Source organism: Saccharopolyspora endophytica (assembly GCF_018070075.1).
Classification (GTDB): domain Bacteria; phylum Actinomycetota; class Actinomycetes; order Mycobacteriales; family Pseudonocardiaceae; genus Saccharopolyspora; species Saccharopolyspora endophytica.
The window spans coordinates 87,320-108,642 of record NZ_JAGPXE010000001.1 but is presented as its reverse complement, the minus strand read 5'-3'; the positions used below and the strand labels follow the sequence as shown (position 1 = coordinate 108,642).

Here is a 21,323-nt window from a genome sequence, read left to right as displayed (position 1 = left end):
CCATCGCGCGCCCCCTTGTTTCACGTGAAACCCGACCCGCTCCGTTTTCCTCCGGATTCACCGTCCACGTTCCTTTCTCGCTCGACGTGTCTCACGACGCCGACCGGACGAGGTTCGGGCCGCCGCGACCCGCTCCACCACGACAACGGTCGTCGGCACATCGAGTACGCCGACACCGCATGATTTGACTTCGCCACGACCGCCACCGGCCGCGGCGATCGCCGCCGCATCCCGTTCGAGTTCTTCAGCCGCGCTATCGCCCTTCATGGCGAGCAGTAGGCCGTCCTGCCGCAGCAGCGGGAGAGACCACTTCGCGAGCCGTTCCATCGGCGCCACGGCGCGCGCGGTCACGACGTCCTGATCGGCAAGTCGTTCGCGCACCGGACCCTCCTCGGCACGACCACGCACCACCTCAACGGTGAGTGCCAGCTCGGTGATGACTTCCTGCAACCACGTCACCCGCCGAGCCATCGGCTCCAGCAAGGTGAGGGTGAGATCCGGGCGAGCGATCGCCAACGGGATGCCCGGCAACCCCGCCCCAGAGCCTACGTCCACAACCCGGCTTTGAGGGGGGAGCAACTCCGCAATCACAGCAGAGTTCAGCAGATGTCTTTCCCAGAGCCGGTCCAATTCGCGTGGACCGATCAATCCGCGACGGATTCCGTGCTCGTGGAGTAACTCGGCGAACCTCTCCGCCAACTCCACTCGCTCGCCGAAAACGACCCGCGCCGCCTCGGGCGCACCTCCGGTCAAGACATTCACCCCGCTGTTTCACGTGAAACCAAAGACGTCGCGTCTAGCCTGCCGGATCGCGATCCGAAGCCGCGCACCAACCCGCTGTTTCACGTGAAACCACGCCGAACGAGTACCGGCGAGGCCAAGGACCATTCAGCCAGACCAGAGTTTCAGAACGGTTGCACCACGACTACAGCCCAGTCCGGCGCGCGGCACACCCGCCAGTGCCCAAGTCGACAAAACGCCCCCGCCGGACTTCGAGTCCGACGGGGGCGTTCAGCAGGGGAGCGGGTCAGCTCTTGAAGACGACGACCTTGCGGTTGGGCTCTTCGCCTTCGCTCTCGCTGTAGACCCCATCGATCGCCGCGACGGCGTCGTGGATGATCTTCCGCTCGAACGGGGTCATCGGCCGCAGCCGAGCCTCCTGGCCGCTCTTGAGAACTTCCTCGGCGGTGGACCGGCCGATCTCGGAGAGCTCCTCGCGGCGCCCGGCTCGCCAGCCGGCGACGTCGAGCATGAGGCGGCTGCGCACGCCAGTGTCCTGCTGGACGGCGAGCCGGGTCAGCTCCTGCAGGGCTTCGAGCACCTGGCCGCGACCGCCGACGAGCTTCTCGAGGTCGGATCCTCCGTCGATGCTCACCACCGCACGGCCGGCCTCGACGTCGAGGTCGATGTCGCCGTCGTAGTCGAGCAGGTCGAGCAGCCGCTCCAGGTAGTCGCCTGCGACGTCACCTTCCTGCACCAGCAAGGCCTCGGTGTTGGACACCTCGGGGGAGGACTCGTCGTTGGCGGGGGAGTCGGTGGCCTCGGCGACGGCCGGGCTCTCCTGCACAGTTTCAGACACTGGGTGTCTCCTCTCCAGGGGTTCGCGACGGGGTCAGCGGGTCTCGCCCGGCTTGTCCGTGTCACGAGCGCGGTCTTCGATCACCCCGGGGATCTCACCGGGTTGGTCATCGGACGCCTTCTCAGCGGTGGTGCTGTCGACGACTGCCGTAGCAGCGCCTGCCGAGTTCGCGACCGCGGGCGCGTCAGCGGACGCAGCCTCCTCGCGATCGATCCGGCGGTACACCACTCGTTGCTGTCCCAGCGTCCAGAAGTTGTTGGCCAGCCAGTAGATCAGAATGGCCAGCGGGAGGAACGGACCACCGACGATAGCGAACATCGGGAAGATCCACAGCATCAGTTTGTTGGTCATCGCCGCCTGCGGGCTGGCGGCGGCCTCGGGGCTCTGCCGCTGCAGCGAGTGCCGGGCGGTGAAGTGCGTGGCGATCGCAGCGGCGATCATCAGCGGCACGGCGACGGTCATCATGGACAGCCGGTCGGTGCCGAACGTGGCGAGCAGCTCGGCCGGCTGACTGAGCGTGTTGGACAGCTTCGCGCCGAACAGGTCGGCCTCGACGAAGGAGGCGACGTCGGCGGCGTTGAACACGAAGTTGCCGGGGGCGCCGGGCTTGAAGCCGTTGAGCACGTGGAAGAGACCGATGAACACCGGGACCTGCACGAGCATGGGCAGGCAGCCGGAGAGCGGGTTGAAGCCCTGCTCGGTCTGGAGCTTCTGCATCTCCGCGGCGAGCTTCTGCTTGTCGTCGCCGTGCTTCTCCTGCAGCTCCCGCACCAGGGGAGCGAACTCCTGCATCTTCTTCATCGACCGCACCTGGTGCACGAACGGCTTGAACAGCAGAACGCGCAGGGTGAAGACCAGGAAGATGACCGAGAGCGCCCAAGCGAATCCGCTCGACGGTTCGAGCACGGAGCCGAAGACCTTGTGCCAGAACCAGAGGATGGCCGACACGGGGTAGTAGATGAAGTCCAGCACGCGGGCTACTCCTCGGCGGGTTTGTCGGAAAGGCGAATGCCGGCTCGCCGCTCACGGTGTGGTGGGACCGGGTCCAGTCCTCCGGGGTGCCAGGGGCCGCAGCGCAGGAGCCTGCGGACGGTGAGCCATCCGCCGCGGAACAACCCGTGCACGGTCAGCGCCTCGACAGCGTAGGCGCTGCAGCTGGGGTAGAACCGGCACATCGGCGGCAGCAGTGGGGAGATGACCTTGCGGTAGACGTGCACCGGGCCGAGCAGGAGCCAGGCGGACAGGTGGGGTTTGCGCCCCGCACGACTTTCGTCATGCGATTCGTCATGCCGCCGATCCGGTGCCATCTCCTGCAACCCCGCCATCACCTGCTGTCCGGGCCATCGGGGTAACGGACGCGAAGCTTTTTCAACGCCGCGTCGATGTCCGTGCCGAGCTCCCGGCTGGACGCGTCCGCTGCCGGAGGCAGCGCCCGAACCACCACCAGTGTGCCAGCGGGCAGGTCCGGGAGGCGGTCTCGCATCAAGTGACGCAGACGGCGGGCGACCCGGTGGCGCACCACCGCGACACCCACGGCCTTGCTGACGACAAAACCCACCCGGGTCGAAGCAGACGAGTCCCGGGTGGGTGCCGTATTAGCTTGAGCCTCCGGCTTGGCCTCACCACAGTCCCGAGCCCGGGTCTGATCCGGGCGCAGGACGTGGACCACCAGTCGGGGACGTCCGGCCCGACGACCACGACGGACCACCAGGCGAAAGTCCTGGTTCCTGGTCAGCCGGGCTGCCGTGGGAAGCACGGCCGGACGCGATCAGGCAGACAGCTGCGCGCGGCCCCGGCGACGGCGCGTGGCCACGATGGCCCGGCCGGCGCGAGTGCGCATGCGCAGCCGGAACCCGTGCTTCCTGGCACGGCGGCGGTTGTTCGGCTGGAAAGTGCGCTTGCCCTTGCTCACGGTCGGATCTCCCGGTTACTACAGGCACCGATGGTCGCTTTCGGACCACGGTTCGGTCTTGGTGTCCCCGGTTCTTCAACCCGCAGGTCCGCAGGTTACGGACCAAGAGCCGCAAGGCCGGGCGTGATGTCGGCGCGCCGACATGCCCGCTGCACAAGCGGGGGACTGTACGAGGGTACGCCAGAGCCAACAGCAGGTTCACAGCCGGGGTCGGCATCCGGCGATATCGGCCCCATAACGAAGGCGGCCAGGTCCGGCGAAGCGGGTTGCGAGGCTCGCGGAGATGTCCGCGCTGGTGATCGGGTCACCGCTCGTCGACACCGAAGAGCCTGCCACATCACGATCTCCGCGAGGCCCCGGGGACCTGCTTGTGGCTGAGGCCGCCGCTTGTTAGCGTGCCTCCCTGCGATGTCGCAGACCGGTGGTTGGGAGCATCGGTCGGCAGTCAGGGGGAACTGACCTGGATCGCAGGGGTACTACGGCCCCAGGGGGAAACACCGGAACGGGCTGCCGTACCTTCATACACAAGCTGTGGACAACTCTGTGGACACGTGTGTCCATCGAGTCGCCCACTCATTCCGTGGTACCCGCTACCCGTGCAACCTTGGGGGTTGGGGACCGGGGCCGCAACCGGGGAGCATCAAGCGAGGGGAGGGGAGCAGGCGGTGTCCGACCACCAAGCCGATCTCGGTCGAGTTTGGGAAGAGGTGGTGCAGGAGCTGTCCTCCGGCACTCTCTCGCCGCAGCAACGCGCGTGGATGCGGGTCACCCGCCCCATCGGGCTGCTCGACGGGACCGCGCTGCTGGCCGCTCCGAGCGACTTCGCGAAGGAAGCCATCGAACGCGCGCTGCGCGATCCGATCACCGATGCCCTCTCCCGCCGTCTCGGCCGCGACGTCTCGCTGGCCGTGAAGGTCGACACCGCGGTGCCCGCGCCGACCCGCCCGGTCGCCGCGCCCGCTCCTGCACCCGCCCCGGAGACGTGGAGCCCTCGCGGCGGCGACGACCAGTCGTCGTCCAGCTACATCTCCGTCCCCGGTTACGGCGGCGACAGCTCCTTCGGGCACACGGCGCACACCGGTTCGATCGGGCACACGGGATCCATCCCGATCGTGCCCGGCACCGGCCCGCACAGCGCCGGTTCTCCCAGTTCAGAGCCCCAGGGCAGGCACGCCGCGCCCGAGCCGAAGCCGAAGGCCGCGGACATCGACTTCCCGACGGCCGAGTTCAAGTGGCCCAACGGCGAGATCCCGAAGCCCGCCTCGGCCAAGCCTGAACCCGAGGCCGAACCGGAGCCCGAGCCGGCCGAACCCGCGTCCGAGAGCTCCGAGCCCTCCACCGATTCGAACTCGGCCGAGCCCGAATCAGGTGAGCAGGCCGCTGACGAGGGCGTGTGGCCGACCTTCGGTCGCGGCCAGGGCGGTCAGACGATCCCGTCGGCCGAGCCGCAGCAGGGCCAGCCGTTCACCGCGCCCAAGCACGCGCCGCCGACCTCGCAGACCAGGCTCAACGCCAAGTACACCTTCGACACCTTCGTGATCGGTTCGTCGAACCGGTTCGCGCACGCTGCCGCGGTCGCCGCGGCCGAGGCACCTGCTCGGGCGTACAACCCCCTGTTCATCTGGGGCGAGTCGGGTCTCGGCAAGACGCACCTGCTGCACGCGGTCGGGCACTACACGCAACGGCTGTTCCCCGGGATGCGCGTCCGGTACGTCTCGACCGAGGAATTCACCAACGACTTCATCAACTCGCTGCGCGACGACCGGCAGGTGGCGTTCCAACGCCGCTACCGGGACGTCGACGTGCTGCTGGTCGACGACATCCAGTTCTTGGAGGGCAAGGAAGGTACTCAGGAGGAGTTCTTCCACACCTTCAACACGCTGCACAACTCGAACAAGCAGATCGTGGTGTCCTCCGACCGGCCGCCGAAGGGGCTGCGCACGCTGGAGGACCGGCTGCGGACCCGGTTCGAGTGGGGTCTGATCACCGACATCCAGCCGCCTGAGCTGGAGACCCGGATCGCGATCCTCCGCAAGAAGGCGGCCCAGGACCGGATGAACGCGCCGGCCGACGTGCTGGAGTTCATCGCCTCCCGCATCGAGCGCAACATCCGCGAGCTGGAGGGCGCGCTGATCCGGGTCACGGCGTTCGCGTCGCTGAACCGCCAGCCCGTCGACCTGCAACTGGCCGAGATCGTGCTGCGCGACCTCATCCCGGACTCGCAGACCCCGGAGATCACCGCGCCGACGATCATGGCGGTCACCGCGGACTACTTCGGCGTGACCATGGACGACCTCTGCGGGCCCGGCAAGACGAAGGCGCTGGCCCAGGCCCGGCAGATCGCGATGTACCTGTGCCGGGAGCTGACGGACTCGTCGCTGCCGAAGATCGGGCAGTACTTCGGCAGCCGCGACCACACCACGGTCATGTACGCCGACAAGAAGATCCGCAAGGAGATGGCGGAGCGCCGGCGCGTGTACGAGCACGTCCAGGAGCTGACCGCCCGCATCAAGCAGCAGTCCCGCTGAACGACCGCACCACGCCGAGGACAACCGCCGTCCGAGTAGTTCTCGGGCCTTCCAGCACACCGCCTGCCTGACCAAGCCAGTCAACGCGAGGCTCTGAACTGCGCTTTTTCGGCGTCAGCCGCTCATTTCGCCGCTGACGGGATTTTGCGGGTCCCCTGGTGTGATTCCCTAGGCCGCGCGCGGCCCATCTTTCTGGTACGGGGGCATGCCCCGACCCACCCACCCCAGCAGAAATGTTCCGGCGTTCTGACGCGGGTCCAGCCCTGCCCGCGCGCCCCGCACCGGTGTCCGCCGAGGCGCTCGCGAGGTTTCTGCTGGACCCCTCCGGCCTGATCCTGGGCGCCGAGCAGAAACATTCGAGCCAGATCCGGTCGCACGACGGGGCCTCCGAACGCCTCCGCGCAAGACCTGCGCCCGGAAATCACCACTTTCAGTGTTCGTCCGAGCGCGGTGCGTGGGATCGGGAACATTCACGCCAAGAAGTTTTCTGCCCGGCCCCGTGGGCTTCACCTCACCGCCAGAACAAAAAACCCTCGAAGACGCCAGCTGTCCACAGAATTTCCATCCCCAGGCTTGACCTGCAATTTTCCCCAGTCCATCCACAAGCTGTGCACAGCCTGCCCACATGGTCGAGGCCGGTTGCCAACAGAGTTCCCACAACTCTGCCCACAACCCGACCGGTGGAGAACCGCCAATCCACCCGGGGATGGGTACAACCTGGGGTCCGACTGTGGATGGGAGTGTGGACAACTGGGGATGGTTGTGGAAGAACTCAAGACGGCCAGAAGTTGTCCACCACCCGGCTGTCGTAGTCCCCGGTTACTTCCAGTGGTCATCCACACGCGACCACGCCACCCGACCAGCCCAAACGACGGTTGTCCCCACAACTCACAGGCCTTACTACTACTGCGGACATTTCTTCTCTTCTTAGAAAAAAAGAAAAGAGAACTAGGGGCGGTGGATAAGTGGACAACTCCCGCCTCGACGCTCGAACCGGCTCCGGCCAACAGCCACGACCCGGATGCGGAGATCGGTGAGCACGCTCTACGGTGGAACTCCCCGCAACGAGAAGCCCGGCTCGAACTCCTAGCGAAGTCCAAGCCGTTCTCGCTGCGGGATCGCTTCGCCCCCGATGCGGAGCACACCGAACCTTCCAGCCGCGCACGGCTCGACACAGTTCTCGGCAGCCGAGCCACGGCTGAAACCGAAAGGACACCCATGAAGATCCGCGTGGAGCGTGACGGTCTTGCCGACGCCGTCGCCTGGGTCGCGCGCAGCCTGCCGTCGCGGCCACCGGTTCCGGTGCTGGGCGGGGTGCTGCTCGATGCGAGCTCCGGGGAAGCGCTCACCATCTCCGGCTTCGACTACGAGGTTTCCGCCCAGGTCACCATCGACGCCTCGATCGACGCCAGCGGGAAGACCCTGGTCTCGGGGCGTCTGCTGGCCGACATCACCAAGGCGCTGCCGGCACGTCCGGTCGAGATGACCGTCGACGGTTCCCGGGTGACCATCACCTGCGGCAGCTCGCGGTTCAGCCTGCCGACCATGCCGGTCGAGGACTACCCGGCGCTGCCGGAGATGCCCGAGCACGCCGGATCCGTGCCGACCGACCTGTTCAGCGAAGCGGTCGGCCAGGTCGCCGTGGCCGCGGGCAAGGACGACACGCTCCCGATGCTGACCGGCATCCGGATGGAGATCAACGCGGACAAGCTGACCATGGTCGCCACCGACCGGTTCCGGCTGGCGATGCGCGAGATCACCTGGGAGCCCGGCACGAGCATCGCGGACACCCAGGTGCTGGTCCCGGCCAAGACGCTGGCGGACTCGGCCAAGACGCTGGGCGCCGGTGCGAGCAAGGTCGAGATCTCGCTGGCCTCCGGTGACGGACTGCTCGGCCTGTCCGGCACGACCCGCCGGAACACCAGCCGCCTGCTGGACGCGGAGTTCCCGAAGTACCGCCAGCTGCTGCCCGCCGAGACCGCGGTGACCGCGAACATCGACGTCGGGCCGCTGGCCGAGGCGATCAAGCGCGTGTCGCTGGTGGCCGAGCGCGGCACGCAGGTCCGGCTGGAGTTCTCCGACCGCCTGCTGCGGCTGTCCGCCGGCGGTGACGACGAGGGCAGCGCCGAGGAAGAGCTCCCGATCGAGCTCGACGGCGAGGAGCTGACCATCGCCTTCAACCCGGCGTACCTGCTCGACGGTCTCAGCGCCCTGAAGTCCGAGCGCGCCCAGATGCAGTTCACCACCGCCAACCGCCCGGCGTTGATCAAGCCGATCGACGACGAGGGCAAGGTCCAGGAGGGCTACCTCTACCTGTTGATGCCGGTCCGCCTGCCCGGTTGATCCCCGGCGAGGCCGAGGTGGTGCGCGGCTCACATCCGGCGCACCACCCGCCCCGTCGTCCCGGTTCGTGGTCGTAGGCTCGCGCCAGATCGATTCAGCGGGTGCCATGATCCCGCAGCGCGGCCGGCCACGCGCCGACCTCCACAAGTCGACACACAGTTCGGATAGGGAGTTCCAGTGCAACTCGGGCTTGTCGGCCTCGGCCGAATGGGTTTCAACATGCGCGAGCGGCTGCGGGCCGCCGGCCACGAGGTCGTGGGGTACGACCGCAACCCGGACGTCAGCGACGCGGCGTCCGTGGCGGAGATGGTCGAGAAGCTGGCCGGTCCGCGGATCGTGTGGATCATGGTTCCGCACGGCGACCCGACCCGGCAGACCGTCGAGGAGCTGTCCGGACTGCTGTCCGCCGGCGACCTGGTGATCGAGGGCGGGAACTCCAAGTTCACCGATGACCAGGCGAATGCCGCGCTGCTGGCCGAGAACGGCATCAAGTACGTGGACGTGGGCGTGTCCGGCGGGGTCTGGGGCGCCAAGAACGGCTACGGCCTGATGGCCGGCGGTGACGCCGAGGACGTCGAGCGCGCGCTGCCGATCTTCGACGCGCTGCGGCCGGAGGGTCCGCGCGAGGAGGGCTTCGCGCACGCCGGTCCGGTCGGGGCCGGTCACTACGCGAAGATGGTGCACAACGGCATCGAGTACGGCCTGATGCAGGCCTACGCCGAGGGCTTCGAGCTGCTCGCCGCCTCCGACGTCGTCACCGACGTGCCCGCCACGATCAAGGCCTGGAGCAAGGGCACCGTCGTGCGCTCCTGGCTGCTCGACCTGCTGGTTCGCGCTCTCGACGAGGACCCGGAGCTGTCCGAGCTGCGCGGCTACGTGCAGGACTCGGGCGAGGGCCGGTGGACCATCGAGGAAGCGATCAACAACGCGGTCCCGGCCCCGGTCATGACCGCCGCGCTGTACGCCCGGTTCGCCTCGCGCCAGGAGGACTCGCCCGCGATGAAGGCGGTCTCGGCGCTGCGCAACCAGTTCGGCGGCCACGCGGTCCAGAAGTCCGAGGGCTGACCTCCCGACTCCTCGTGTGGGGGCGTTCCGGCCGGAGCGTCCCCACATCGCGGCAACGTCGACGGGGAGACTTGTCGACAGATCTCCCCGCCGTTCCGCGGGTGTCCGCGCTGGTCGCGGCACGCGGACAGGCCGTCCGGCACGGTCCGGACACACCCATTCGGATTGTGCGGACATCGCAGCCGCGGCGTCCGCGGAACCTGCCCGGCAAGAACAACTGAGTTGGATCGTCGTGTACGTGCGTCACTTGCAGGTCAACGACTTCCGGTCGTGGCCGCTCGCCGACCTCGAACTCGAACCCGGAGTCACCGTCCTGGTCGGGTCGAACGGTCAGGGCAAGACCAACCTGGTCGAGGCGATCGGCTACGTCGCCACCCTCGGCTCGCACCGGGTCTCCAACGACGCGCCGCTGGTCCGCTACGGAGCGGGCCGCGCGGTGGTGCGGGCCGCGGTGGTCAACAACGGCCGGGAGCTGCTGGTCGAACTGGAGATCACCCCCGGCAAGGCCAACCGCGCCAGGATCAACCGGGGCGGGGCCGGCAAACCCCGCGACGTGCTGGGGATCCTGCGGACCGTGCTGTTCGCACCGGAGGACCTGGCGATCGTGCGAGGTGACCCGGGCGAACGCCGCCGGTTCATGGACGACCTGCTGGTAGCGCGGGCGCCGCGCTACGCGGGGATCCGCTCCGACTACGAGCGGGTGCTCAAGCAGCGCAGCGCGCTGCTGAAGTCGGCGGGCGCCGCCCGGCGGGGCGGGGGCAAGGCGGATCTGAGCACCTTGGCGGTCTGGGACGGCCACCTCGCGCGCTACGGCGCCGAGCTGCTGGCCGGGAGGCTGTCCCTGGTGTCGGCGCTTGCCCCTCACGTGACCAGCGCATACGCGAACGTCGCGGCGACCGACGAGGCGAGCACTCCGTCCGGTCGGGTCGCTGACCTGCGATATCGCAGCAGCTTGGGCGAATCGATGCCGGAGCGCTACGGGGTGCCCGGAGGCCCGGAGATCCCGTGGGACGAGGCTGTGCCGGAGCTGGAGGCCGCTCTGCTCGCGGAGCTGGAGCGCGTCCGGCCGCAGGAGATCGAGCGCGGCGTGTCGCTGGTCGGCCCGCACCGCGATGACCTGGACCTGCTGCTCGGCGAGCTGCCCGCGAAGGGTTATGCCAGTCACGGTGAATCGTGGTCGTTCGTCCTGGCGTTGCGGCTGGCTTCTTACCACCTGCTCACAGAGGATGGCGCGGAACCGGTGTTGATCCTGGACGACGTGTTCGCCGAGCTCGACCGCCGCAGGCGTTCCCGGCTCGCCGCGCTCGTCTCGGGGGCCGAGCAGGTCCTGGTGACGGCCGCGGTCGGCGAGGACGTCCCCGAGGAGCTCACCGGCGCCCGATTCGACGTCCGGGAAGGTGAGGTGCACCGTGCCGCCTGACGGAAACGGACGAAAAATTGCACGCAGAGTGACCGCGACCACGGAGCAATCCGTGGAACTACCCACATCTGGGGATAACCCTGTGGATGGTGTGGATAACTCAGCGCCCGTTCGCGGCTCCGACGGCGCCGCCCTGCCCGAGGACAAAGCGCCAGGTCAGGGGATCGACGGCAGCGAGCTGGCCGGGCCGGACCTGGCTCGTGCCGCGCTGCAGTCGGCGCGCGAGCAGTCCGCGGCCAAGCGCAAGGCGATGGGCAAACCCGGCAAGCCGGGCAAGCTCCGCACCCGCAGGCGTCGTGGCTGGACCGGTGCCGGACCTGACGACCGGGACCCGCAGCCGCTGGGCAGGCTCGCTGCGCGGATCGCCTCCGAGCACGGCTGGACCGAGCACCTCTCCGGTGGTCAGGTCTTCGCCAAGTGGGATTCGCTGGTCGGCGGGGAGATCGCCGAGCACACCAAGCCGTTGCAGCTCAAGGACTGCGAGCTCACCGTGCAGGCGCAGTCCACGGCGTGGGCCACGCAGCTGCGGCTGCTCCAGCGCCAGATCCTCAAGCGGATCAGCGACGGGGTGGGGCCCGGCGTGGTCAAGCGGATCAAGGTGCAGGGACCTGCGGCTCCGAGCTGGCGACACGGTCCGCGACACATCTCCGGGCGCGGTCCGCGAGACACCTACGGCTAGTAATCTGCGGGCTGCGGATCGTCGAGGTGCGGGTCCACTCGCAGGTGAGGATCGCCGAACGGCCGATCGCCGCAGAGAATTCCGAGCAGGCGTTCACGGCTCTTCGATGGTGGATTGATCCGAGTTCTCGACTCTGTGAGCAAGCTAGGGGCGTCCTTGCCCCACTTCTGCGGCGGGGGACCAGTAGAATCAAGGCGGGTGTGACCCGACGCGCTCCCCGGTCGCCGGCGGCGAGGGGTCCGGACCGGGCCGCGCCGGGGTGCGGCGCCGGCAGCCGAGTCGCCCCGAAGTGGTCGTAGAGGTGCGCCGGAGCCGGTAACCAGGCCGGCATCGACCGATCACCGTGACAGCACAGTCGGCTTGAGGAGAAATCGAGGCCCGTGGCACCGAAGAAGAGCGAATACAACGCCTCATCCATCACCGTTCTTGAGGGCCTTGAGGCCGTCCGCAAGCGTCCCGGCATGTACATCGGTTCCACCGGTGAGCGCGGTCTGCACCACCTGGTGTGGGAGGTCGTGGACAACTCCGTCGACGAGGCGATGGCCGGGTACGCCTCGAAGGTCGAGGTCACCCTGCTCGCCGACGGCGGCGTGCGGGTCAGCGATGACGGCCGAGGCATCCCGGTCGACATGCACCCGGTGGAGAAGAAGCCGACCCTCGAGGTCGTGCTGACCGTGCTGCACGCGGGCGGCAAGTTCGGCGGCGACTCCTACGCCGTCTCCGGTGGTCTGCACGGCGTGGGCGTGTCGGTGGTCAACGCGCTGTCGACCGTGCTCGAGGCCGAGATCCACGTCGACGGCTACGTGTGGCGGCAGCGCTACGAGGACTCCAAGCCCGCCGCCGACATCGAGCGCGGCGAGAAGACCAGCAAGACCGGCACCACCATCACGTTCTGGGCCGACCCGACGATCTTCGAGACCACGCACTACAACGCGGAGACGGTCTCCCGCCGCCTGCAGGAGATGGCCTTCCTGAACAAGGGCCTGACCATCGTCCTGCGCGACGAGCGCTCGGCCGAGTCGGAGGAGGGCGGTGAGGACGCCCAGGGCGCCACCGCCAAGATCACCGAGCGCACGTACCACTACCCGGGCGGGCTCGAGGACTTCGTCAAGCACATCAACGCGACGAAGGAGCCGATCCACAAGAAGGTCGTCGCCTTCAACGCCTCCGGCAACGGGCACGAGCTCGAGGTCGCGCTGCAGTGGAACTCCGGCTTCAACCAGTCGGTGTACACCTTCGCCAACACGATCAACACGCACGAGGGCGGTACCCACGAGGAGGGCTTCCGGTCCGCGCTGACCCGCGTGGTCAACGCCTACGCCAAGGACAAGAAGCTCATCAAGGACAAGGACGGCAGCCTCACCGGCGACGACGTCCGCGAAGGTCTCGCCGCGATCGTGTCGGTCAAGGTCCGCGAGCCGCAGTTCGAGGGCCAGACCAAGACCAAGCTGGGCAACACCGAGGTCAAGTCGTTCGTGCAGACCACCGCCTTCGAGTGGCTGACCGACTGGTTCGAGCGCAACCCCGCCGACGCGAAGACGATCGTGAACAAGGCGGTCTCCTCGGCGCAGGCGCGGATGGCCGCCCGCAAGGCCAAGGAGCTGGTCCGGCGCAAGAGCGCGATGGACATCGGCGGCCTGCCGGGCAAGCTCAAGGACTGCCAGTCCAACCAGCCCGACGAGTGCGAGCTCTACATCGTCGAGGGTGACTCCGCGGGTGGCTCGGCCAAGGAAGGCCGCGAGTCGCGCTTCCAGGCGATCCTGCCGCTGCGAGGCAAGATCATCAACGTGGAGAAGTCGCGGATCGACAAGGTCCTCAAGAACAACGAGGTCCAGGCGATCATCACCGCGCTGGGCACCGGCATCCACGACGAGTTCGACCTGTCGAAGCTGCGCTACCACAAGATCGTGCTGATGGCCGACGCCGACGTCGACGGCCAGCACATCCGGACGCTGCTGCTGACCCTGCTGTTCCGGTTCATGCGCCCGCTGATCGAGAACGGGCACGTGTTCCTCGCGCAGCCGCCGCTGTACAAGATCAAGTGGCCGCGCTCCGAGCCGGAGTACGCCTACAGCGACAAGGAGCGCGACGCGCTGCTCGCCCAGGGCGCGGCCGCCGGTCGGAAGCTGCCGAAGGACGACGGCATCCAGCGCTACAAGGGTCTCGGCGAGATGAACGCCGACGAGCTCTGGGAAACCACGATGAACCCCGAGTCCCGGCTGCTGCTGCAGGTGTCGCTGGACGACGCGGCGACCGCGGACGAGCTGTTCAGCGTGCTGATGGGCGAGGACGTCGAAGCCCGGCGCTCGTTCATCACCCGCAACGCCAAGGACGCCGGCTTCCTCGACGTGTGATCGACGCGCAGGTCAACCAGCGAACTCTCCGAACTAGCAAGGGAAGAGCATGACGGAAATCCTGCCGCCGGAACACGGTCGGATCGAACCGGTCGAACTCCAGCAGGAGATGCAGAACTCCTACATCAACTACGCGATGAGCGTGATCGTCGCGCGCGCCCTGCCGGACGTGCGCGACGGTCTCAAGCCGGTGCACCGGCGCGTGCTCTACGCGATGTACGACTCGGGCTTCCGGCCGGACCGCGGTTACGTGAAGTGCTCCCGCGTCGTCGGCGACGTGATGGGCAACTACCACCCGCACGGTGACTCGGCGATCTACGACACCCTGGTCCGCCTGGCCCAGCCGTGGTCGATGCGCCACCCGCTGATCGACGGTCAGGGCAACTTCGGCTCGCCGGGCAACGACCCGGCCGCGGCCATGCGGTACACCGAGTCGCGGCTGGCCCCGTTGGCGATGCACATGCTCGCCGACATCGAAGAGGACACCGTCGACTTCTCCGACAACTACGACGGGCGCACCCAGGAGCCCGACGTGTTGCCGGCGCGGTTCCCGAACCTGCTGGTCAACGGCGGCGGCGGCATCGCCGTGGGCATGGCGACCAACATCCCGCCGCACAACCTGCGCGAGGTCGCCGACGGCGTCGTGTGGGCGCTGGAGCACCCCGAGGCCGAGGACGAGGAGCTCCTCGAAGCCCTCATGGCGCGGATCAAGGGACCGGACTTCCCGACCCGCGCGCTCGTCCTCGGCACCAACGCGATCGCCGACGCCTACCGCACCGGCCGCGGCTCCATCAAGATGCGGGCCGTCGTGGCCGTGGAGGAGGACAGCAAGGGACGCACCACGCTGGTCGTCACCGAGCTTCCGTACCAGGTCAACCCGGACAACCTCATCGAGAACATCGCCTCGATGCACCGGGAAGGCAAGATCTCCGGCATCTCCGACATCGCCGACGAGTCCAACAGCCGGCGCGGCATGCGGATCGTGGTCACCCTCAAGCGGGACGCGATCCCGAAGGTGGTGCTCAACAACCTCTACAAGCACACCCAGCTGCAGACGACCTTCGGCGTCAACATGCTGGCCCTGGTCGACGGCGTGCCGCGCACGCTGCGGCTCGACCAGACGATCCGGTACTACGTCAAGCACCAGATCGAGGTCATCGTCCGCCGGACGAAGTACCGCCTGCGCAAGGCCGAGGAGCGGGCCCACATCCTGCGCGGTCTGGTCAAGGCGCTGGACATGCTCGACGAGGTCATCGCGCTGATCCGCCGCTCGCCGACGGTCGACGACGCGCGCACCGGCCTGATCGAGCTGCTCGACGTCGACGAGATCCAGGCGAACGCGATCCTGGAGATGCAGCTGCGCCGCCTGGCCGCCCTCGAGCGCCAGAAGATCGTCGACCAGCTGGCCGAGATCGAGCGGGAGATCGAGGACCTCAAGGACATCCTCGACAAGCCCGAGCGGCAGCGGCAGATCATCCGCGACGAGCTGATGGAGATCGTCGACAAGTACGGCGACGACCGCCGCACCAAGATCGTCCCGTTCGAGGGCGAGGTCTCCATGGAAGACCTCATCGCCGACGAGGACGTGGTCGTCACGATCACCCGCACCGGCTACGCCAAGCGGACCCGCACCGACCTGTACCGGGCGCAGAAGCGCGGCGGCAAGGGCGTGCAGGGAGCGGCGCTGAAGCAGGACGACATCGTGTCGCACTTCTTCGTCTGCTCCACGCACGACTGGATCCTGTTCTTCACCAACAAGGGCCGGGTCTACCGCGCGAAGGCCTACGAGCTGCCCGAGGCCAACCGGACCGCTCGCGGTCAGCACGTGGCCAACCTGCTGGCGTTCCAGCCGGACGAGCAGATCGCCCAGGTCATGCAGATCAAGGACTACACCGCGGCGCCGTACCTGGTGCTGGCGACCAAGAACGGTTTGGTCAAGAAGTCCCGTTTGACGGACTTCGATTCCAACCGATCGGGTGGTCTTATCGGTGTGAACCTGAAGGACGAGGACGAACTCGTCGGCGCCGTGCTGTGCTCGGCCGACGACGACCTGCTGCTGGTGTCGGCGGAAGGTCAGTCGATCAGGTTCCACGCCTCCGACGATGCGCTCCGCCCGATGGGCCGGGCCACCTCAGGCGTGCTGGGCATGCGCTTCAACGACGGCGACGAGCTGCTCGCGATGGGCGTGTGCCGCGAGGACCGGTACGTCCTGGTCGCCACCGCAGGCGGTTACGCGAAGCGGACTCCGATCGAGGACTACCCGGTCCAGGGCCGCGGCGGAAAGGGCGTGCTGACTCTTCAGTACGACCGCAAACGTGGCAGGCTTGTGGGGGCGCAGATCGTCGAGCTGGAGGACGAGCTCTACGCCATCACCTCTTCCGGCGGGGTCATCCGCACCACCGCCAAGGAGGTGCGCAAGGCCGGTCGGCAGACGAAGGGGGTTCGCCTGATGAACCTCGACGAGGGCTCGACCCTGCTGGCCGTGGCGCGCAACGCCGACGAGGCAGCGGATCCGGACGCCGCACCGGAGCCCAAGCAGGCGTGACCGCAGCGCCGACCAACTGAACATGCCGTGGCACGCCACGGGGCACACCGACGCCGACGATCACCGAAGGATCGCTCGTGACAAGTTCCGAGAAGCCGGAGTCCTCGGACCCGCAGAAGGATGCGGGCCGGGGCTCGGCCAGCACCCAGACAGTCGACGACAAGGTCTCCACGACCGGTTCTGAGGCTGCTGCCTCTGCGAGCGGGACCGACGAGTCCGGCTCGACGGCCGAGCCGACCGCCACCGACGGCGGGGAGGACCTCGACGGCACCGACGCGCCGCCGCCGTGGCAGCGCGGCTCGGCCTCCTCCTCGGAGGAAGAATCCGCGGAGGAGGAGCCGAGCAGTCTTTCGGGATCGCTGGCTGCGGGTGCCCTCGGCGGCGCCGCCGGTGCCTCGGCAGGCGGTTCGGCCGCCGGGAGCCGTGACACCGACGACACGCAGACGATCCCGAAGACCGTGTCCGACCAGGAGACGGTCCGCACGCAGATCCCGCAGTCGGGACGCACCCAGGTGTCCTACACCGGTGCGGGAAGCGGTTCGGGGGCGCAGCAGCAGCGCAGCTCCTCCGGCCCGTCCGCGCGGCGCCCCAGCCGGGGACCGCGCCGGGCGAGCCTGCAGGTCAAGCGGTTCGATCCGTGGTCGGTGCTGAAGCTGGCCCTGGTGCTCAGCGTTGCGCTGTTCTTCGTGTGGATGATCGCCGTGGCCGTGCTCTACGGCGTGCTCGACGGCATGGGCGTCTGGGAGCAGCTCAACGGCACCTTCACCGAGCTGACCCAGCCCGACGACGCGGTGAACGAGCCGCTGATCAGCGCGGGCAGGGTCTTCGGCGTCGCCTCGATCATCGGTGCGATCAACATCGTCCTGATCACGGCTCTGGCGACCGTGGCCGCGTTCATCTACAACGTGGCGGCGGACTTCGCCGGCGGCATCGAGATCACGCTGTCCGAGCGCGAGTGAGTCGCTGACCGAGCCGCGGCGGCGTTTTCCGAGGTAGGGGAGCGCCGCCGCGGTGCGGTCGGGACGGAGTGACCCCCCGTGACGAGAGCGGGAGGCCGTCCTGTAATGTTTGCAGCACAACGAACGAGGGCCTATAGCTCAGGCGGTTAGAGCGCTTCGCTGATAACGAAGAGGTCGAAGGTTCAAGTCCTTCTAGGCCCACTCGGGAATTTCTTCCCCCCTCTTTCAGAGACTCGAACATCAACGGCATGGATGCCGTGTTCTAGGAGGCGACCGGAATGAAGAAGCTGCTCGCACTCGCCGCAGTTGCCGGAGTCGTGCTGTTCGTGGTCCGTCGCAACAAGGCCGCCAAGGCCGAGGCCGACCTCTGGCGCGAGGCCACCGCGGAGGTCTGATCCTCCGGCCGGGGGCCCTGACCTCCGCCGCCGTTGGGGGACGTAGCTCAATTGGCAGAGCACCGCCTTTGCAAGGCGGGGGTTAGGGGTTCGATTCCCCTCGTCTCCACTGCACGACAACGCCCTGCGCAGAGCGGGGCGTTTTTTGTTTTCTCCGTCTGACCTGCGGTTTCGCGGTGTGGTGGTTCCAGTGAATGCATGACACTGAATGATCGAAGCCACTATTAATAGTGAATATGAAGAGGCCGGGCCCGCTGGGCCCGGCCTCGTGTCGTCTGATCAGGGGGTTGGCGGGTTCGCCCTGGGCGTTTCCACCCCGCGGGGTTCCTGGTGGCCGTCGGTCTCGGCCGCGGCCCGGTGGCGGGGCGGGGTGGTGCCCGGGGTGTGCGAGTCCCACGGCTCGTCGTCGGCCGCTGCGAGCGGGAGCTCCTCCGGACGGCGGGTCAGCGCGATCGCCGCAGCGGCGATGCCCAAGACCACCAGCATCAGCAGCAGCCACGGCCAGCGGCGCTTCTTCTTCACCGGAGTGGGGTCGATCCTGGCGGCCAGCCGTTTGCGGGATTCGGTCGTCCGCTTCTCCCAATCCTTGCGGGCCTGCTTGGCCTGCTTGGCGAGTTCCTTGCGGGACTTGCCCGTGGCGCGCTGGGCGATGAGCTCCTGCAACTCCTCGGTCGAATAGCCGCGGTTGGCCAGTTCCTGCTCAGCCCTCGCTGCCGCCTGCCTGGACAGCACAGCACCTGTTTCACCTGCGTGTTTCGCGCCGTGGCGGGCCTGCTTGATGCCGGTGCCAACCGCCTTCCCCACGGTCTCGCCGGCCTTGGCCATCGCGTTCACTTCATCCATCGCCTGTTGACCTCCTTGGCCTGGCTTGTCTTCACCAGTCCGGTTATCCCGGATGAGCACATGCCAACCACGCCTCCACCACGGAGCCGGGTAAGGGGCGCGGACCCGCCCATATTGCACCCAGACACCGCAATCGGCCCGCTCGATGGCAGGATGGTCGGGTGGCTGAAGACAACGGATCGCTCGTTGGGACGACGTTGACCGCGACCCTGCACACCTCGCAGGGAGACATCCGGATCAACCTGTTCCCCGACCAGGCGCCCAAGACCGTGAAAAACTTCGTGGGCCTCGCCGAAGGGACCCAGGAATACACGGAGCCGAACGCCAAGGGCGAACGCTCCGGCCCGTTCTACGACGGCGTGATCTTCCACCGGGTCATCGAAGGCTTCATGATCCAGACCGGTGACCCGACCGGCACCGGACGGGGTGGCCCCGGCTACCAGTTCGGCGACGAGTTCCACCCGGAGCTCCAGTTCACCAAGCCGTACCTGCTCGCGATGGCGAACGCGGGGCCGAACACCAACGGCTCGCAGTTCTTCGTCACCGTGGCGGCCACGTCCTGGCTGAACTACAAGCACACCATCTTCGGTGAGGTCGCCGACAAGGAGTCGCGCGAGGTGGTCGACACGATCGCCGGCACCGCGACCGGTCGCAACGACCGCCCGGTGAACGACATCGTCATCGAGAAGGTTTCGATCGAGCGCGGCTGACACCGCCCGGGAAAGCAGGTCTCACCCGTGACTGTGCCACCCGGAACGACGCCCGGACCGGACGGGGCGCCGCCGCAGTTACCCACGTGCGCGCGGCACCCCGACCGGCCGACGGGCCTGCGTTGCACCAGGTGCGAACGCCCGGCGTGCCCGGAATGCCTGCGCGACGCCTCCGTCGGCCAGCAGTGCGTGGACTGCGTCCGGGAGGGCGGCGCGACCGTGCGCCGACCCGTGACGGTCGCCGGTGCGCGGCTGCGCGACAAGCCGATCCTGGTGCCGCTGCTGATCGCGGCCAACGTCGCCGCGTACGTGCTCACCGCCGTCCAGGCGGGCGACTTCGGGGCGAACTTCCGGTCGGCGCTGTTCGTCGACTACTCGTTGATCCCGCTCACGGTCGCCGGCGGGCAGTGGTGGCGCCTGCTCACCTCCGGGTTCCTGCACATCGGTGTGGTGCACCTGGTGATGAACATGCTCGCGCTGTGGGTGATCGGGCGGGATCTGGAGCTGCTGGTCGGCCGCGCGCGCTTCGCCGCCGTCTACGGGTTGTCGCTGATCGGCGGCAGCACCGCGGTGTTCCTGCTGGGCGCCGCCGATGTCCCGGTCGCGGGTGCTTCCGGTGCGGTGTACGGCCTGATGGGCGGCATCGCCGTGGCCGCGCTCCGGCTGAAGGTGAGCCTGCGCCCGGTGATCACCGTGATCGCGCTGAACATCGTCGCCAGCGTGCTGATCCCCGGCATCTCGCTGCTCGGGCACATCGGCGGCCTGCTCCTGGGCGCCGCGTCGACGGCGGCCCTGGTCTACGCGCCGCGCGAGCGCCGCACCCTCGTCCAGGCCGGTGCGCTGGTCGGACTGCTGGTGGTGCTGGTGGTCGTGCTGTTCGTCCGGGACGTCTCCTACGGCGACCTGTCCTGCATCGGTTCCGGCTACGAACTGGCCTGCGGCTGACTCACCTGCGCAGCGCGTGCAGGACGTCGGCCGCGGCGTAGGGGTCTTCGCCGAGGTCGAGGCGGGTGAGGACCATGAGGTCCGGGTTCGCGTCGAGCTCCAGGCTGGTGCCGGTCAGGCCCAGCCGGCGGGTCTCCCGGACGCGGATGGTGACCTGGTCCCAGGAGTAGTGCCTGCGGCCGGTCAGCGCGCGCACCGTGATGCCGGTGGCGTCGGCGTGCAGCCTGGGCCGGCAGATCGTGCCGAAGGCCGAGGCCGTCAGCAGGGCGAGCGCGAGCACTCCCACGAAGACCCGGTCGGTCGGTGTCGAGGCGAGGAAGGCCCAGGTCGCGGCGCCCGCCGTGAGCAGCCAGCCGCAGCCCACCAGCGCGGCCGGAGGCGCCCAGCCCATCGACTGCTCCGCCATGTCCACCGCTATCCACCCGCTATCGACGAGTTATCCACAGGACTTATCCCCACTGGGGACTAGTTACACAGGTGTGTTTCGCTGACCGTCTGTCAAGACGCCAAAGGGATGAGTGAGCTCCGAAGGAGTTCCCTCCTCCGGAGCTCGTGCACGAAGCGTCGTCGTGCTGGGCGCTCGAATTGCGACCGCGTGCGCCCGGCCTTATGGAACCGTCAAGGCCGGACGTCACCGCAGGTCAGCGGGATGGGTCAACGCCACCGCATGGTCATCAGCAGGCCGACGATCATGAACGAGAAGCCGACGGCGAAATTCCACCCGCCCAGGTCGCTCATGAATCCGATCTTGTCGCCGGCGATGTAGTTGACGACGAGCCAGAGCAACCCGATGATCATCAGGCCGAGCATCACGGCGACGTAGATCGGGTGCGACGGACCGACCGATTTCGCCTTGACCGGCGTGCGGCGATCGACAACCGGGTTGGAGTCGTCCTTCTTGCGGACCTTGGACTTCGGCATAGGTGTCCTCGCCAGGTGATGCGGCACCGCCGTCCCGCGCCCGCCCGGCTCGTCGCCGGTGGCGGCGGAACGGCTCCATTTCCACCTACCACGTTAACGTAATCACAGCGCTGAGCGAGCACCCC

General features: G+C 68.0%; 19 protein-coding genes, 2 tRNA genes and 1 pseudogene. 13 read left to right on the top strand and 9 right to left on the bottom strand.

The genetic code is table 11. From position 1 onward, the window contains the following. Positions 1-57: 57 nt before the first annotated feature. The 6 genes from rsmG to rpmH form a co-directional block, all read right to left on the bottom strand. Positions 58-753 (bottom strand): 16S rRNA (guanine(527)-N(7))-methyltransferase RsmG, encoded by a 696-nt coding sequence (gene rsmG, locus KBO27_RS00500; RefSeq protein WP_132677511.1) that lies wholly within the window; start codon positions 751-753, stop codon positions 58-60. Between the two features lie 274 nt (positions 754-1,027). Beyond that, positions 1,028-1,579: a Jag family protein gene (locus tag KBO27_RS00495; protein WP_132677512.1), complete on the bottom strand. Its 552-nt coding sequence runs from the start codon at positions 1,577-1,579 to the stop codon at positions 1,028-1,030. Between the two features lie 33 nt (positions 1,580-1,612). Then, positions 1,613-2,551 (bottom strand): membrane protein insertase YidC, encoded by a 939-nt coding sequence (gene yidC, locus KBO27_RS00490; RefSeq protein ID WP_210968046.1) that lies wholly within the window; start codon positions 2,549-2,551, stop codon positions 1,613-1,615. Positions 2,552-2,556: 5 nt separating this feature from the next. After that, the gene (gene yidD, locus KBO27_RS00485; protein ID WP_246536082.1) at positions 2,557-2,904 is read right to left on the bottom strand and encodes a membrane protein insertion efficiency factor YidD; all 348 of its coding nucleotides are present in this window, start codon (positions 2,902-2,904) and stop codon (positions 2,557-2,559) included. After that, positions 2,904-3,335, bottom strand: a complete 432-nt coding sequence (gene rnpA / locus KBO27_RS00480) for a ribonuclease P protein component (RefSeq protein WP_132677514.1) — start codon at positions 3,333-3,335, stop codon at positions 2,904-2,906. The genes yidD and rnpA overlap by 1 nt, the downstream gene beginning before the upstream one ends. 12 nt (positions 3,336-3,347) lie before the next feature. Continuing rightward, positions 3,348-3,491 carry a 50S ribosomal protein L34 gene (gene rpmH, locus KBO27_RS00475; protein ID WP_132626978.1) on the bottom strand — a complete coding sequence of 48 codons (144 nt, stop codon included), beginning with the start codon at positions 3,489-3,491 and terminating at the stop codon, positions 3,348-3,350. A gap of 665 nt (positions 3,492-4,156) precedes the next feature. Between rpmH and dnaA the strand changes: the two genes are divergently transcribed. From dnaA to KBO27_RS00420, 11 genes and pseudogenes are all read left to right on the top strand, one after another. Next, positions 4,157-6,019 (top strand): chromosomal replication initiator protein DnaA, encoded by a 1,863-nt coding sequence (gene dnaA / locus KBO27_RS00470; protein WP_210968045.1) that lies wholly within the window; start codon positions 4,157-4,159, stop codon positions 6,017-6,019. 1,218 nt (positions 6,020-7,237) lie between these two features. Next, positions 7,238-8,362 carry a DNA polymerase III subunit beta gene (dnaN, locus tag KBO27_RS00465; RefSeq protein ID WP_132685137.1) on the top strand — a complete coding sequence of 375 codons (1,125 nt, stop codon included), beginning with the start codon at positions 7,238-7,240 and terminating at the stop codon, positions 8,360-8,362. A 177-nt stretch (positions 8,363-8,539) separates the two neighbouring features. Further along, complete coding sequence (gene gnd / locus KBO27_RS00460) at positions 8,540-9,427, top strand: phosphogluconate dehydrogenase (NAD(+)-dependent, decarboxylating) (RefSeq protein WP_210968044.1); 888 nt, start codon at positions 8,540-8,542, stop codon at positions 9,425-9,427. A 232-nt stretch (positions 9,428-9,659) separates the two neighbouring features. After that, positions 9,660-10,847 (top strand): DNA replication/repair protein RecF, encoded by a 1,188-nt coding sequence (gene recF, locus KBO27_RS00455; protein ID WP_210968043.1) that lies wholly within the window; start codon positions 9,660-9,662, stop codon positions 10,845-10,847. 91 nt (positions 10,848-10,938) lie between these two features. After that, positions 10,939-11,526 carry a DciA family protein gene (locus KBO27_RS00450; RefSeq protein ID WP_210968588.1) on the top strand — a complete coding sequence of 196 codons (588 nt, stop codon included), beginning with the start codon at positions 10,939-10,941 and terminating at the stop codon, positions 11,524-11,526. 380 nt (positions 11,527-11,906) lie between these two features. Then, positions 11,907-13,880: a DNA topoisomerase (ATP-hydrolyzing) subunit B gene (gene gyrB, locus KBO27_RS00445; protein WP_132677202.1), complete on the top strand. Its 1,974-nt coding sequence runs from the start codon at positions 11,907-11,909 to the stop codon at positions 13,878-13,880. A gap of 49 nt (positions 13,881-13,929) precedes the next feature. Continuing rightward, positions 13,930-16,425, top strand: a complete 2,496-nt coding sequence (gene gyrA, locus KBO27_RS00440) for a DNA gyrase subunit A (RefSeq protein WP_210968042.1) — start codon at positions 13,930-13,932, stop codon at positions 16,423-16,425. A gap of 77 nt (positions 16,426-16,502) precedes the next feature. Further along, positions 16,503-17,384 (top strand): DUF3566 domain-containing protein, encoded by an 882-nt coding sequence (locus KBO27_RS00435; RefSeq protein ID WP_210968041.1) that lies wholly within the window; start codon positions 16,503-16,505, stop codon positions 17,382-17,384. Between the two features lie 127 nt (positions 17,385-17,511). Continuing rightward, a tRNA-Ile gene (locus tag KBO27_RS00430) sits at positions 17,512-17,585 on the top strand. Between the two features lie 77 nt (positions 17,586-17,662). Further along, positions 17,663-17,770 (top strand): annotated as a pseudogene (locus tag KBO27_RS00425) (DLW-39 family protein); the annotation flags it as partial. A 45-nt stretch (positions 17,771-17,815) separates the two neighbouring features. Then, positions 17,816-17,888: transfer RNA gene (locus KBO27_RS00420), tRNA-Ala, on the top strand. Between the two features lie 170 nt (positions 17,889-18,058). Here KBO27_RS00420 and KBO27_RS00415 read toward each other — a convergent pair. Further along, positions 18,059-18,622, bottom strand: a complete 564-nt coding sequence (locus tag KBO27_RS00415; RefSeq protein ID WP_210968040.1) for a hypothetical protein — start codon at positions 18,620-18,622, stop codon at positions 18,059-18,061. Between the two features lie 161 nt (positions 18,623-18,783). Here KBO27_RS00415 and KBO27_RS00410 point away from each other — a divergent pair, with 161 nt between their 5' ends. Together KBO27_RS00410 and KBO27_RS00405 are read left to right on the top strand one after the other, a co-directional pair. After that, entirely contained in the window at positions 18,784-19,332 is a 549-nt protein-coding gene (locus tag KBO27_RS00410) for a peptidylprolyl isomerase (RefSeq protein ID WP_207920343.1), read from the top strand. A gap of 27 nt (positions 19,333-19,359) precedes the next feature. Beyond that, complete coding sequence (locus KBO27_RS00405) at positions 19,360-20,277, top strand: rhomboid family intramembrane serine protease (protein ID WP_210968039.1); 918 nt, start codon at positions 19,360-19,362, stop codon at positions 20,275-20,277. A gap of 1 nt (position 20,278) precedes the next feature. Here the strand turns inward: KBO27_RS00405 and KBO27_RS00400 are convergent, their stop codons facing one another. Further along, entirely contained in the window at positions 20,279-20,683 is a 405-nt protein-coding gene (locus KBO27_RS00400; RefSeq protein ID WP_210968038.1) for a PH domain-containing protein, read from the bottom strand. A 248-nt stretch (positions 20,684-20,931) separates the two neighbouring features. Further along, on the bottom strand, positions 20,932-21,198 hold the full coding sequence (gene crgA / locus KBO27_RS00395; protein ID WP_132677185.1) for a cell division protein CrgA: 267 nt from the start codon (positions 21,196-21,198) through the stop codon (positions 20,932-20,934). Positions 21,199-21,323 lie beyond the last annotated feature (125 nt).

What these genes read in the sequence shown, in the direction of transcription:
- gyrA (WP_210968042.1), top strand. Translation starts at nt 13,930, where the DNA reads ATGACGGAAATCCTGCCGCCGGAACACGGTCGGATCGAACCGGTCGAA.
- dnaN (WP_132685137.1), top strand. Translation starts at nt 7,238, where the DNA reads ATGAAGATCCGCGTGGAGCGTGACGGTCTTGCCGACGCCGTCGCCTGG.
- crgA (WP_132677185.1), bottom strand. Translation starts at nt 21,198, where the DNA reads ATGCCGAAGTCCAAGGTCCGCAAGAAGGACGACTCCAACCCGGTTGTC.
- KBO27_RS00400 (WP_210968038.1), bottom strand. Translation starts at nt 20,683, where the DNA reads ATGGCGGAGCAGTCGATGGGCTGGGCGCCTCCGGCCGCGCTGGTGGGC.
- KBO27_RS00415 (WP_210968040.1), bottom strand. Translation starts at nt 18,622, where the DNA reads ATGGATGAAGTGAACGCGATGGCCAAGGCCGGCGAGACCGTGGGGAAG.
- yidD (WP_246536082.1), bottom strand. Translation starts at nt 2,904, where the DNA reads ATGGCGGGGTTGCAGGAGATGGCACCGGATCGGCGGCATGACGAATCG.